Origin of the sequence: Desulfonema magnum (assembly GCF_017377395.1) — a bacterium.
Lineage (GTDB): Bacteria > Desulfobacterota > Desulfobacteria > Desulfobacterales > 4be13 > Desulfonema_C > Desulfonema_C magnum.
Window position 1 is genome coordinate 4,886,949 of the sequence record NZ_CP061800.1, and the last position, 13,952, is coordinate 4,900,900.

The 13,952-nt window shown below is 42.1% G+C and carries 9 protein-coding genes; 1 reads left to right on the forward strand and 8 read right to left on the reverse strand.

Features of this window, described 5'->3' with window-relative positions; translation table 11 throughout:
• Positions 1 to 38: 38 nt before the first annotated feature.
• The 5 genes from dnm_RS18790 to dnm_RS18810 form a co-directional block, all read right to left on the reverse strand.
• Positions 39 to 944 (reverse strand): response regulator, encoded by a 906-nt coding sequence (locus dnm_RS18790; protein ID WP_207678444.1) that lies wholly within the window; start codon positions 942 to 944, stop codon positions 39 to 41.
• A gap of 281 nt (positions 945 to 1,225) precedes the next feature.
• A complete protein-coding gene (locus tag dnm_RS18795; RefSeq protein ID WP_207678445.1) occupies positions 1,226 to 2,281 on the reverse strand; it encodes an HD domain-containing phosphohydrolase in 1,056 nt (351 codons plus the stop codon).
• Positions 2,282 to 2,338: 57 nt separating this feature from the next.
• Entirely contained in the window at positions 2,339 to 4,723 is a 2,385-nt protein-coding gene (locus dnm_RS18800; RefSeq protein WP_207678446.1) for a hybrid sensor histidine kinase/response regulator, read from the reverse strand.
• Positions 4,724 to 5,514: 791 nt separating this feature from the next.
• Positions 5,515 to 6,768, reverse strand: coding sequence for a transposase (locus tag dnm_RS18805; protein ID WP_207678447.1), 1,254 nt, complete (start codon positions 6,766 to 6,768; stop codon positions 5,515 to 5,517).
• Positions 6,769 to 7,560: 792 nt separating this feature from the next.
• Positions 7,561 to 8,475, reverse strand: coding sequence for a C40 family peptidase (locus tag dnm_RS18810; RefSeq protein ID WP_207678448.1), 915 nt, complete (start codon positions 8,473 to 8,475; stop codon positions 7,561 to 7,563).
• Between the two features lie 1,599 nt (positions 8,476 to 10,074).
• Here dnm_RS18810 and dnm_RS18815 point away from each other — a divergent pair.
• Positions 10,075 to 10,881, forward strand: a complete 807-nt coding sequence (locus dnm_RS18815; protein ID WP_207678449.1) for a hypothetical protein — start codon at positions 10,075 to 10,077, stop codon at positions 10,879 to 10,881.
• A gap of 149 nt (positions 10,882 to 11,030) precedes the next feature.
• Here dnm_RS18815 and dnm_RS18820 read toward each other — a convergent pair whose 3' ends face one another.
• The 3 genes from dnm_RS18820 to dnm_RS18830 form a co-directional block, all read right to left on the reverse strand.
• On the reverse strand, positions 11,031 to 11,825 hold the full coding sequence (locus dnm_RS18820) for a sporulation protein (RefSeq protein WP_207678450.1): 795 nt from the start codon (positions 11,823 to 11,825) through the stop codon (positions 11,031 to 11,033).
• A 454-nt stretch (positions 11,826 to 12,279) separates the two neighbouring features.
• Entirely contained in the window at positions 12,280 to 12,933 is a 654-nt protein-coding gene (locus dnm_RS18825) for a class I SAM-dependent methyltransferase (RefSeq protein ID WP_207678451.1), read from the reverse strand.
• A gap of 289 nt (positions 12,934 to 13,222) precedes the next feature.
• The gene (locus dnm_RS18830; protein WP_207678452.1) at positions 13,223 to 13,951 is read right to left on the reverse strand and encodes a methyl-accepting chemotaxis protein; all 729 of its coding nucleotides are present in this window, start codon (positions 13,949 to 13,951) and stop codon (positions 13,223 to 13,225) included.
• Position 13,952 lies beyond the last annotated feature (1 nt).

The window sequence follows — 13,952 nt, forward strand, 5'->3', positions numbered from 1 at the left end:
CCCTTTTCCCGGTTCCGGTCAGCAGCCAGCGGTCGCAGCTACCTCACGATTTTAAGCTTTCCTTTTTTCGAGGCCATAATCAGGATTTTAAGATTGTTTTTAACTTCTCCTTCCATCAGCACCAGCAGATTGATAAAAGATATGGGAGAAATCGCTTTGAATTTTTCCAGGGCAGGAAAATCCGAAATATTATCATCTATTTTTATCAGCTGATTTTCCACGCCCATACGGCTGATAATATCCTCGGTTTCATCCACCTCGGCCAGAACGCCCATCAGAACAGACATGAGCGGCTTTGCTCCTTTTCCGGCTATATCCGGGGGCAGTTCGCCGAACCTTACGGAAAAAGCTCCCTGTTCAAGTAAAAAAATACGAATCAGAGCCTGTTCTCCTGTGAAATTTCCCTGACGGACATGCACCAGAGAGCCGTTTTCAATAAAAATATCTCCGTCAATTTCTTTCATAAAAATACTGGCGGTTTTTGATCCGAGTTCCATACTTTGCAGAAGGTCGGAAAGGCCGAGATCAGAAAGGTTTCCTTCCATCACTCCTTTTGACCGGCTGTCACGCGTCACGCGGCGAAGTGCGGCTTTTATCCGGGCAAGAACCTCCTCCCGGTTGAAAGGCTTGGTGATATAATCATCCGCTCCCAGTTCCAAACCTTTTATCTTTAATGTTTCACGAACCAGGGAAGTCAGTAAGAAAACAGGAATATCTCTGAAGGCTTTCTTTTTCCTGATCAGCTCAAGCGTCTTAAATCCGTCCATCACCGGCATCTGAATATCAAGTAAAACCAGGTCGGGTTTCTGAGTTTCCATAATCTTCAGGCCCTGAGACCCATCTTTTGCATGAATCACCTCATATCCTGATGCCCTAAGATATCCCTCCAAAATCACATGGTAAGTCTGATCATCATCAATAATTAGAATCAGGTAATTATCCAATATTTTTCCTTCCTGAAGAAATTTTTTTACCGTGAAAATACATTTTGAAAACCCGGGGTTTTTATCTGAAAATATTTTCATAACCAGGGGCGAAAAACCCGGCTTTTTCATGAGCGTTTATTTAGAGATGTTCAGCAGATCTCAAATCGCAAATCGCAAATCTCAAATCTCAAGTCACAAGTCACAAGTCACAAATCACAAATCCAAAATCTCAAGTCACAAATCCCAAGTCCCAAATCCCAAATCTCAAATCCCAAGTCACGAATCCCAAATCACGATTTTCAAAGGCACTCATTCGGATTCCTTCTGTCCATCTCATTCCATCCGATTCTGAATCTTTGTTTTATGGCAAGGCAGGCGTCCTCCTGCCGGAGAAAGGCGTCAACCACCTTCGGATCAAAATGATGTCCTCTCTCTTGGAGAATAATGCCTCTGACTTTTTCATAAGGAAAAGGGTCTTTATAGCATCGTTTGCTGTTCAGGGCGTCATAGACATCAGCCAGCGCCATGATTCTGCCTGATATGGGAATATCTTCTCCTGCAAGTCCCAAAGGATATCCCCTGCCATCCCAGCGCTCATGGTGGTACATGGCGATCTCATGGGCAAGCCAAAGATAGAGAGACCCGGTCATATCATATATATCCTTAATGATTTCCCCGCCAATAGTCGTGTGAGTCTTCATCACACTGCACTCTTCAAGTGTGAGTCTCCCGGGTTTATGAAGAATTCTGTCCGGTATGGCGACCTTTCCGATATCATGGAGAGAACTGACCATGCCGATCTCATCCGCCATGCTGAGACTCAGTCTGAGTTCAGGGTGGTTTTTTGAAATGTCTCTGGCAATCAGACGGGTGTAATGAGACACCCGCTCCAGATGAAAACCAGTCTCCTGGCTTCGGTATTCAGCCAGTTTGGCCATGGAAAAAATCAGTAAATCCTGGCTTTCCAGTTTAAGGAGTCGTGTGCCTCCTCTCAGGCGAAGCTTGAGTTCATCCGGAAAAACCGGCTTGGTCAGATAGTCATCTGCTCCCACGGACAATCCCCGCAACAGTGACTCTCTGTCATTCATTGATGTGAGAATAATAATATAGGTATATCGCAGCTCTTTCTCTCTGATGGTCCTGATCAGTTCGTATCCGTCCATTTTGGGCATATTCAGATCTGTCAGCAACAATCTGATATCCGGCTCAGAGGCCAGCTTGTCCACGGCCTCAGAACCGTCTTCTGCCTCCCATACCTCGTACCCGTCCGTTTCCAGGCAGGCGCGAAGGAGCAAACGCTGCGCCATGTCATCATCTGTAACCAGCACTTTGGTCATTTTCCGTGGTGCGTTCATTCCTTTCCCCCTTGTGTCAGCGTTTCAGTATTTAGCCAGTTAATCCCTTACCAGTCACTAAAAACTTTCTTCCATCAGGGAAAGTACCGCTGCTTTCAGACGTTCTATTTCCTCTTTCAGAACAGCATAAGTTTCCTCGGCCCGGGTCAGGTCGCCTGTCCGTCCCATTTCTTCCAATTCCAATGCTGCCCGGGCAACAGTCCGTGCCGATAAATTATAGCTCATACCTTTGAGAGAATGAGCGGCAAATATGAGAAGTTTGTTGTCATGTGAGGCTATCCCTTTTTTTATCTGGAGCATAAGCTTCGGAAGATTTTCCAGATATAGCATGATCAATTTTTTTACCAGTTCCATGTTTCCGCCGACAATATCCATAAGTGCGCTCCTGTTCAGCACTTCTTCAGATTTTTTCGGACATTCTGGGATGTTATGTTCATGCCCTGCCGTATCATTTGGTACAGCTTCAATCTTAGCCAGAAATTCATCACGACGAATCGGTTTGCTGATATAATCAGCCATTCCCTTTGCCAGACATCGTTCCCGGTCTCCCCGCATGGCGTGAGCTGTCATGGCAATAATGGGTATATGCTTTCCGCCTTCCAAATTCCGAATTTGTTCTGCTGCTTCGAAACCATCCATTTCCGGCATCTGAATATCCATGAGAATCATATCAAAATGCTTTTGCTGAAAAGCTTTTACAGCCTCCCTGCCATTTGCAGCAGCAATAACCTCATGCCCTCTTATTTTGAGGATTGTCATGGCCAGTTTCCGATTCATAAGATTATCTTCGGCCAGTAAAATTCTGAGCTTTTTTTTGACTTGGCCTGCAAATTTTTCATGAAAAACCGGTATCGAGGACTGAACAGATCGGAAAGCCGGTCTGAATCTGATGGTAAAATGAAAGATACTGCCTTTTCCCATACAACTTTCCGCCCATATGCAGCCGCCCATCATTTCAATCAGTTTTTTGGAAATCGTCGTACCCAGGCCCATGCCACCGAAACGTCTGGTCGCGGAACCATCCGCCTGGGTAAAGCCGCTAAAAATCTGCCTGATCTGTTCAGAGGAAATGCCGATACCGGTATCAGATACCTTGAAATAAAGGCAGAATCCGGAATTATCCGCGTCTGTTTTTTCGTGTTCCGCTTCTTGTGTCACCATAAGTCCCACAGCCCCCTTTTCAGTGAATTTGATGGCGTTATCCAGTAAGTTTACCAAAATTTGGCGCAAGCGGTCAGGGTCTGCTCTGACGATATGAGGCACATCCGGGCTTATGTCGGCACTGAAGCCGATACCTTTCTGGTGTGCCCTGATAGAAAATGTTTTTTGTATTGTCTCCAGCAATTCACGAAGATCAAAATCTGTCTCCTCCAGTTTCAGACGGTTAGTCTGAATCTTGGAAAAATCAAGAATATCATTGAAGAGTTGGAGAAGTGAAGCAGCCGAAATTTTGGCTGACTCCAAAAAATCCTGTTGTTCAGCATCGAGTTTGGTGTTCAGAGCAAGATCAATCATACCGATAATGGCGTTCATGGGTGTTCGGATTTCATGACTCATATTTGCCAGAAATTCGTTCTTAGTCCGGTTTGCCGCTTCAGTGGCTTCTGTTGCCGCTTTCAGTATTTCCTCATTTTGTTTTTTCTGAGTAATATCTCTCAAAATAGTCATCTTTGAAACAGAACCATCCTGATGAAATATGGGAGAATTGAAAACATGATAAAAATGACCATCTTTGGGACTGTGTATTTCAAAATCAGATCGCTCGCCTTTTTGTGTTTTCCAGTGAAGACACCACAGACATTTTTTTTCACGACCATGCAACGCCTTGTAACAGCGTTCTCCTAAGGCATTTCGTCCTGTTCGTCGGATCATTGCCGGATTCATGTATGTAATACGAAAATCCGGCGAGCAGATATACACGGGGTCTTCTGTCGCGTTCATCACGGATTTATACTTTTCTTCAGTCTCCCGCAGTAATTCTTCCGCTGACTGAGAAGCCAGGCGATCTTTTCTCCTTTGCACCACATTCGAAAAAATTATAGGAATCAGTTCCAAATAGAACTGACCGGAGTCTTTTATCAGATAATCCTCAGCCCCGGCTCTGATTGCTTCGGCAGCAAGACTTTCTGTGCCAGCCTCAGTAAGGAATACAAGCGGCAGGGAAATGTCTTGTTTAAGCAGCTTTCGGCACAGATCCAGACCGGACATTCCGGGTAATTTGTAGTTAATGACAATCAGATCATAGTTCAGATTTACGATTTTTTTTAAACCTTGAAAGGATTCCTCTCCAATTCGTTCATAAATTTCTTCAGCTCTTGCATAGTGAGTGATCTCGGCAGCGACATTATGGATTTCAAATGTCCGGCGGAAACTGAGAAATTCTTCTTCGCTAGTTCCGACCAGTAATATTCGAATCCGGGGTAATGTTTTACCGGTGTTCATAATTCCTCCGATGGGGTCAGCGGCAACGGCCAATCGCCAGTGACCTGTCTTACAATTGACAATTGATGTTTATCTTATCGAACGTCTGAAGAAGCCTTTTGATAAAAAGGCTGGCCAGTACCTATGAATTACCGGTCATCAACAGGCTTTTCTCTGTGTAAGCCAATGTTTTGTTAAATACTGAATGATGTGCAGGATAAAAAACATATTCCGGGATAAGTTTTAATAGCAAACAGTTAAGTGATTTTCACCCCAAATAATCACATTTGATAGCATCAAAGACTTCTTAATTTTTTGTCCTGTACACAGAATATTGAGAAAATATGTGTTCTGATGTGCAGGGCAACCATATGAATATTGCTTATATGCGGCAGATTATGCTTTTAAAAAGCCTGTTTGCAAATTCCGATACCATCTTGGTTAAAGCATCTGATTTTTCTAAAAACAATTATTTTAACATTTAAAATCTCTTACAGTCAAGAAAGTTTTTTTGAACCAGTGATTCAGAAACAAAATTAATAAAAAGGTAAAGAATAAAAAATGCCTGTGACAAAAAACAACTCCCCTCTCTTCCGGCTCTGAGCTGATTTTTTTTCCGCTCGGGATTTTTTTCATATCGGCTTGTCTTTACTTAAATGTTGCCCGAAATTTTGTTCCTAATCTGTAAATCCTTGCCAGGAAGGGATTCAGCGTTTATCGTTCATATAAGAGCCGTTATTTATTACTTAAAACTTTCCCGAAAATTTAATTCTGACTCTCAGAGCCTTATTTGGTGAGGATTTACAAATTCGTCATGCGGCAAGAACCGATTTTAACTCATTTTTATATCTGTCGGGACCTCCTATTTTGGTTAACTCATGAATAATATTTGCTGTTTTTTTATTTTCCGGAATTTTTACAACTCTCCGCTGCTTTTCCGGAATCGTGCCGTCTGTTCCGATTCCCGGAAGACCGGCATTCAGCAGAATATAGGCACAGTAAATGAGACTGACATGCGATTCGACGGAGGAGAAATGCTTTGCGGAAATATCTCCGAATCCGAGATGCATTTTGACATGTTTGTGAAAAATTTCGATTTTCCACCTGAGCCGGTATGCGGTGAGAATCTGACAGAGGGTTGCCTTCAGGTCGCCGCATGCGAGATATTTGCGACGTCCGTCGCGTTTTCTTTTAAATTCGGAACATACCGCTCTTATTTTTCCCACACCTTTGAGAAAAACCTCGGCATGTCGCACGCGGAACTCCTTCCGCCTTCTTTTCGGGCCGTCCGTGAGAATACGCACGGTCTGCCATGCAAGCTTCCGATATTTTTTAAAAAACAATCCGACCCCGTCCCATCCGGAGGACTTCGGAGTTTTCGCATACCTCGCCTCCGACTTCACGCCCCGGCAAATTTTCAGGGCGGTGACAAAATGCCATCCTCTGTTCAGAACCGTGTTTTGTATCTTTTTATTGTCATAGCCGCTGTCGGTCAGAACGACAACCTCATTATCTTTGTGAAAACCGACATATTCATACAAATTCAGATCATTAAGATATCCGACAACTCTGTCATGTTCTGTCATGTACGTCAGCCCGTTTTCCCGGCAGTATTTTTTCGTATAAAAAGGGATCGGAGGAAGAGGAATTATTATTCCGTTAAAAAACAAAAGGATATTTGTCCACCGGTGTCCGATGACAAAACCTTTCCCATGATTGAATTTCTGCACATTTTCGGATTTCAGGCTGCTGCGATTTTGCATCGTGCTGTCGATGAGAATAAAAACACGCCACGGAAGAGACTTCGTTTTTTCAAGGACTTTCGAATATATTTTGGCCTGTTTTTTCGAAAGACTTTCCAAAGAATATTTTGCAACATCCTTATTATTCTTTAAAAATTTACTGAAAGCGGACTTTTCCGTCCCCGACAGTTCGGATGCGAAAGTCAGAGAATGTTTCCGGGTTTCAGCCATGAGTGATATCAGATACCACAGACAGACAATCCGCAATCTGAATTTCATACTGATTTTATTCAGTACGGCGTCTCTGAATTTATGAAATCTCATAACCTGACCTCCCGAATTTTTAAATTTGAAGGATTTGTATGACAACTGTCAGAAAATGTAAACAAAAAAGCGGATTGCGATAAAAAGCGGTTTAAAATTAGGTACTTATATAAAGGAGATATTGTGATCTCTTATTTTAAAACAGATTACAGCGCAGAAATAAAATTTCGGGAAACCTTTAAGTGATATGTTTGTTAAAAAATGTTTTATTTTGCGAGGGCGGCCGCATGCAGATCGCTATCAGGGCTGTTTTTTGTTCGTAAAACTCGATGATCAGGTTTTCTGACCCGATTCGGACAAAAAATCTGTCATTCCTTTCGACAACCCGACTGAGCTTGTCGAAGTCTGAACTCACGCTGAACGGAATGACAGAAAAATTTGAACGTCGAGTAAAATTACTACTGTCTGACCGCAATGATTATTCTGACGAACAAAATATCTCCGAAGTTTTGAAAACCTCGGAGGTCTGATATTGATCGGACATTACGGGGAAAAGGGATAAAAAAAGGAAAATATCCCGTTTTTGTTCTTATTTGTGAGGCACTGTGGCTGTTAGCAAAAACGCAAAAACAAATATGAGAAAGCTGTGAGCGGATATAAGGAAGTGAACATCGGAAACGAATCATTCATGGATAATGATTGAAAGCAGAAATTTGAAGACAGATAACGGTAAGATTACTGTAACGCGAGAACTGGCTATTTTTCAATTCACAGTTCAGTGTTCACGCTGTATCACACAGCGTGAACACTGACTTGAAAAACACGCCGGAGTATATTTTTTCCGGAGATCACCTAAATATTTCCTGCTGTTTTATTTTCCGGAGCAGAGGCTGACGCACGATAACGCTTGGAACATTTTGATTTTTTTGCAAGCTTCACATTTGCATCATACAGTGATTCGAAAATCAGTAATTTACTCAGTTTTATATTTGATGACGAACGAAAAGTACGTGCCCAGAATGAAGTTTTTACCACAGGCTTTTCTTTCATCCCTTTTACGCGTCCGGCTGCAAAAAATCTTTTCTTGTAATAATTTTTACTGAGATCGCCAATCGTCACTCCTTTTTTAATTGCGTGGGCAAATTTATTGTTTTTCAAATAAATGCCCACATGCGAAATCTTTTTGCCCTCCATTTTAAAACAAAGAATATCCCCTTCCTGTAGCTCGCTTTTCTGAATAGGAATCAAATCATTATAATACATACTGCGTGAGGTGCGGTTTAAATTTATGCCATAGACATCCTTATAGACAGATTTGACAAAACAGGAACAATCTATCCCATACTTTGAACAGCCTCCCCATTTGTAACGGGTTCCCAGCCATTTATCTACTGACATAAGTAAATCCCTGTTTTCTGTGCCGTTAAAATTAATCCCTAATTTTTTGGAATATTTTGAATAAAACAACAGATCACGGGATGTGACAGATACTGCTTCATTTTTTTTGTGAGTGTTATTATTTCCCGAAATAAATTCTTTATCATTACAGTTGTCTGTTGTATTATTTTTATTTATCTCATCATCTGTCATATCTGTTTCAATATTTCCGGCCTGATAAAAAACGGGTCCGGTCTGATGAATAATAACCGTCTCAATTGGCGAGCAGGAATAACTGTTTATTATCAGTGAGACAGCAATCACATATTTAAAGGAAAGTTTTAGTAATGAGGGAACAGCAGCATCAGTCGTTGTAATAGTGAAAGTCATAGATTCCTCCGAAAACAATATGATATTAGCAACGGTTCACAGGGTTTTTGGGTAGTGTTCTAAAACTGGATTTGAGCCGATATTTCCTAAATTGATTCAAAGAGTTAAAAAATTTAGCTCCAATTTTTGAACATTACCGGTTTTTATAACTATCAGCAGATCGAAAAGTTTCCGGGCTGTGGGCGGGACAGCCGAGAAATCCGGCTTTTTTCCCGGACAAAGTGTCACCCTCCGGAAAAATCTGGGTTTCTTTCCTGTCCGCCCCCGGGGGCCTGAAAATTTTTTCGATCTGCTGACTATGAAAATATGTCAGGTGTCAGACGAGTCTCAGGAAAAATTTCAGAACTTTCCTGTTTTTGTTGTGGCTGCTAATGTATCATCGCCTATATTTTTTATATAGTTTTTAAAAACTGTTCAAAGTATTATTTAAATAAAATCAAAATATTACTGACTAAATATTCTGATTTTTTCCGGATATGATTCATTTGTTTATATTTTTTATCTGAATATTTTTTATTTGTAAATATAAAATAAATCAATAGTGCGGAAGGAGTATTTCGGCATGGAAATATGCTACTCTACAGATAGACATTTTTTGGAATGGCAGATAATAAGTACCTAATCATAAGTTTTTAATATCCGCCCGGGAAAGAAACCCGGCTTTTTTTCCGGAATGACGCGTCTCCGACAAAGGAAAAAGCCGGGTTTCTCCGCCGCCCGCAGAAAAAAATATATAAAAAATTTTTGCTCAGGTACTTATCATTGCTGTCCGGCTTGCTGAAAAAAAGCAGAATACTGACGCTGTTTTTTATCATCATATCTGACACTCGATGTTCAGGTTTTTTTCTGTCATTCCGTTCGGCGTGAGTTCAGACTTCGGCAGGCTCAGACGGGGCGCGGACGGAATAACAGGGTTTTTGTCCGAATCGGGTCAGAAAACCTGATCATCGGGTGACAGCAAACACATCGAGCGGACAGATGATAATTTTTTGGCCTCCCTTCTGACAGATAGCGGTGCTGACCTAGGCAAATCCGAACGTATCCGGAGTGCAAAAATTATATTTTTGCACTTGCGAAAAAGTATTTTTCGCACTCCGGAGAAAATACCGGAGACCTAGGCAAATCCGAACGTATCCGGAGTGCAAAAATTATATTTTTGCACTTGCGAAAAAATATTTTTCGCACTCCGGAGAAAATACCGGAGACCTAGGCAAATCCGAACGTATCCGGAGTGCAAAAATTATATTTTTGCACTTGCGAAAAAGTATTTTTCGCACTCCGGAGAAAATACCGGAGACCTAGGCAAATCCGAACGTATCCGGAGTGCAAAAATTATATTTTTGCACTTGCGAAAAAATATTTTTCGCACTCCGGAGAAAATACCGGAGACCTAGGCAAATCCGAACGTATCCGGAGTGCAAAAATTATATTTTTGCACTTGCGAAAAAATATTTTTCGCACTCCGGAGAAAATACCGGAGACCTAGGCAAATCCGAACGTATCCGGAGTGCAAAAATTATATTTTTGCACTTGCGAAAAAATATTTTTCGCACTCCGGAGAAAATACCGGAGACCTAGGCAAATCCGAACGTATCCGGAGTGCAAAAATTATATTTTTGCACTTGCGAAAAAGTATTTTTCGCACTCCGGAGAAAATACCGGAGACCTAGGCAAATCCGAACGTATCCGGAGTGCAAAAATTATATTTTTGCACTTGCGAAAAAGTATTTTTCGCACTCCGGAGAAAATACCGGAGACCTAGGCAAATCCGAACGTATCCGGAGTGCAAAAATTATATTTTTGCACTTGCGAAAAAGTATTTTTCGCACTCCGGAGAAAATACCGGAGACCTATGCAAATCCGAACGTATCCGGAGTGCAAAAATTATATTTTTGCACTTGCGAAAAAATATTTTTCGCACTCCGGAGAAAATACCGGAGACCTAGGCAAATCCGAACGTATCCGGAGTGCAAAAATTATATTTTTGCACTTGCGAAAAAATATTTTTCGCACTCCGGAGAAAATACCGGAGACCTAGGCAAATCCGAACGTATCCGGAGTGCAAAAATTATATTTTTGCACTTGCGAAAAAGTATTTTTCGCACTCCGGAGAAAATACCGGAGACCTATGCAAATCCGAACGTATCCGGAGTGCAAAAATTATATTTTTGCACTTGCGAAAAAATATTTTTCGCACTCCGGAGAAAATACCGGAGACCTAGGCAAATCCGAACGTATCCGGAGTGCAAAAATTATATTTTTGCACTTGCGAAAAAATATTTTTCGCACTCCGGAAAAAATACCGGAGACCTAGGCAAATCCGAACGTATCCGGAGTGCAAAAATTATATTTTTGCACTTGCGAAAAAGTATTTTTCGCACTCCGGAGAAAATACCGGAGACCTAGGCAAATCCGAACGTATCCGGAGTGCAAAAATTATATTTTTGCACTTGCGAAAAAATATTTTTCGCACTCCGGAGAAAATACCGGAAAACCCGCTTACGCTTAAATCAGCAGCATTGCCCTGACATGGGGAAAGAATGTGACTGTTTATATTAACTTCGGCTATCAATGATTTCATAAATTTTATCAGTCAGATCCGGAATATCTTCCGCATCAAAGGTGAATTTTACCCGGGTTTCGTCCATGTCTGCCATCTCCGCAAAAAAGCCGACGACCCCCTTGGCTTTGCGATCTATTTCCATCAAAACTTCAACATAATCCGCTTCCGGAAAACATACAAATTCCAATTCATCCAGTCTGCTTTGAAAGGGGCCGCTGAAAGGCTTGAACTCAAATTCCTGAACAAAGGGCAGTTTTCCAGGGAAACCGGAAGATATCGCTTCACATTCGGCCTCTGTCAGTTCAAATCCCAGTTGCCTTACAGAATCAAACAATGCGCCGACCAAATCGCCCGGGATAACCTCAATATAGTCTTTGTCTCCCGGGTCTATGGCCATTTTGATATCCAGCCCCGTGTGTATCCAGACTTTGGTCTTACCCAGAGTAAGCGGGGTATGCAATGGCAGATCAAAAGACAGGGAAATTTCTTTTTCCTCTTCCTGCCCTATGACAAACACATCTGCCAGTTTGAACTTATCCAATAACGCTGTTTCAGTGATATCGGTCTCAGTCATTTCCCCCTCGTCATCCATTTCTGTCCTTTTTGCCTCATAGGTGCAATGGATGGAAAAACAGAGACCTTCGATCTGTTGTTCTGTTTTCCCGCCAGTTATTTTTACCAGAATGTCAACGGGATCCCCGGGAGTAAACTGATCCTTTTGCAATATTGTATCTACTTTGGCCGAACCTATTCCGATACTGGAAAGCATACGTTTTATAAATGACATAAAATAGCTCCTTGTTTAAGCCTGTGACCTGGCCAGTTTAAGTTTGTCTTAAGTACCTGAGCAAAAGCGCGGACGGTGGGTTTTGCTTCGCTACACCCACCCTACATTTTTAGATTTCGGGCAGATTATTTTTTTGGAAATTCCTAAGTCTGGTGGGTTCCGCTTCGCTGCACCCACCCTACATTTTTAGATTTCGGGCAGATTATTTTTTTGGAAATTCCTAAGTCTGGTGGGTTCCGCTTCGCTGCACCCACCCTACATTTTTAGATTTCGGGCAGATTATTTTTTTGGAAATTCCTAAGTCTGGTGGGTTCCGCTTCGCTGCACCCACCCTACTTTTCTTTGGGTTTATGAAAATTTGCGGTCGAACGGAATGACAAGAAAGATTTGATCATCGTCATCGAGTAAAGCCTTCTTTCATCGTTCTGCTCTGCTTTCGGATGAGACAACCTGTTTAATATTTTTTCAGAGATTGTATGATCATGATGTCCTGCAAAACTATCGGGCAGGTGTCCAGTTTCGCTCCCATCAGATCGGATATTTGCAGGACAGTATCGGCATCAAAAGACATATCATAATACTCAAAGAGCGATTGGTATAAATCTTGTTTGTTTTCAAATATCCACTTGGCATGAAATACTTCGGAATGTTCAAGATTCAGACCGCTTTCGCTGATTGATTTCTGCACTTCCAGCGTTGCCTGATCTTCATTACGAAGAAAAGCAAATATTCGTTCAACCTCCCCTTCATTAACCGGTTCTATAATCAGGATGTTGCAGCTGTCTTTAACCACTCTGCCTGCTTCTCTGATAGCCAGTTTGCTGTTCTGATGATGAAGTGAGAGGGTGAATATGACCAAATCGAAACATTTATCCGGAAATTTCAGGTTTTCGCCTGAGCCAATTCGAAAGTCAGCTCCTGATACTTTTTTCCGAGCTTCTCTGATTTTCTCTGCATCCGGCTCAATGGCAGTCAGTTGTTTTGGTTTGCCAACCATCAGTGATGTGATGCGTCCGTCCCCGCATCCGATTTCAAGAACTTGTTTATTTTCCAAGTCGGCAACTTGTAAAATTTTCTCAGCTATTCTCTGATCACTGTCTGTTTTCATAAGTCACTTTTAGAATTGTATGTCCATGGCCTTGAGTCAGGCATTCTAAATCATTCACTTTTATCTGTCCTCCGACAGGCCCGGGGCACGCCTTCGGCACTCGGGGTTTCCTGAGCTTGTCGAAGGAAAGGAAAACCATCGGGTAAAAAACAGGACAGGATTGCGCCTGGGAGAAATTCTAATAATTTTCAAAATTTGAATCCTCATCCGATGTTATTTCATTTTCGAGGAACTTTTTTTCAAATTTTTTATCCTCAGAAACATCGCCAGGATTTTCTTCGCTCTTTCCTTATGAACCATCTGATCTTGCAATGAAAGACTGTAGCTTTCTGATATCCTCATCTGATAAGACCTCATCATCTGTCCGCATTGTCTTTTTATATTCTTCTTTTTGAATATGATCAGCGTGTTCATTCGCTGTTTTGAAATATGCAACAGCATTCCGGAGTCTTTTCACCTGAACACCTGTCAGTCCCTGAGAACTTGATGAGAGTTCCTCAGCCGTGGCTGAGAGTTCCTCTGAAATCTGGGCATTATGCTGAATGATCTGATCCAACTGCTGCATGGCCTTATTAATCTCTTCCGCGGCTGATTTCTGTTCATTGCTTGCCGCACTGATTTCCTGAACCAGATACGCGGTCTTTTGAATATTCGGCACAATCCTGTTAAGCATTTCGCCTGCCCTTTGTGCGATATCCACACTGTCCACTGAAAGCTTGCTGATCTCAGATGCGGCCTTCTGACTGCGTTCCGAGAGTTTTCGAACCTCGGACGCGACTACTGCAAACCCTTTTCCGTGTTGTCCGGCCCGTGCCGCTTCAATCGCGGCATTCAGCGCAAGCAGCTCGGTCTGCCGGGCGATATCTTCTATTATCGTAATTTTTTCTGATATTTTAAGCATTGCAGCCACAGTATTCTCAACTGCTTTTCCGCCTTCTCCCGCGTCTTCTGCGGCTTTCAGCGCAATTTTTTCAGTCTGTGACGCGTTATCTGCATTCTGTCGGATATTAGCGGACATC

Coding starts and splice junctions, on each gene's coding strand:
- dnm_RS18795 (WP_207678445.1), bottom strand. CDS start 2,281: ATGAACGCACCACGGAAAATGACCAAAGTGCTGGTTACAGATGATGAC.
- dnm_RS18800 (WP_207678446.1), bottom strand. CDS start 4,723: ATGAACACCGGTAAAACATTACCCCGGATTCGAATATTACTGGTCGGA.
- dnm_RS18805 (WP_207678447.1), bottom strand. CDS start 6,768: ATGAGATTTCATAAATTCAGAGACGCCGTACTGAATAAAATCAGTATG.
- dnm_RS18810 (WP_207678448.1), bottom strand. CDS start 8,475: ATGACTTTCACTATTACAACGACTGATGCTGCTGTTCCCTCATTACTA.
- dnm_RS18820 (WP_207678450.1), bottom strand. CDS start 11,825: ATGTCATTTATAAAACGTATGCTTTCCAGTATCGGAATAGGTTCGGCC.
- dnm_RS18825 (WP_207678451.1), bottom strand. CDS start 12,933: ATGAAAACAGACAGTGATCAGAGAATAGCTGAGAAAATTTTACAAGTT.
- dnm_RS18830 (WP_207678452.1), bottom strand. CDS start 13,951: ATGTCCGCTAATATCCGACAGAATGCAGATAACGCGTCACAGACTGAA.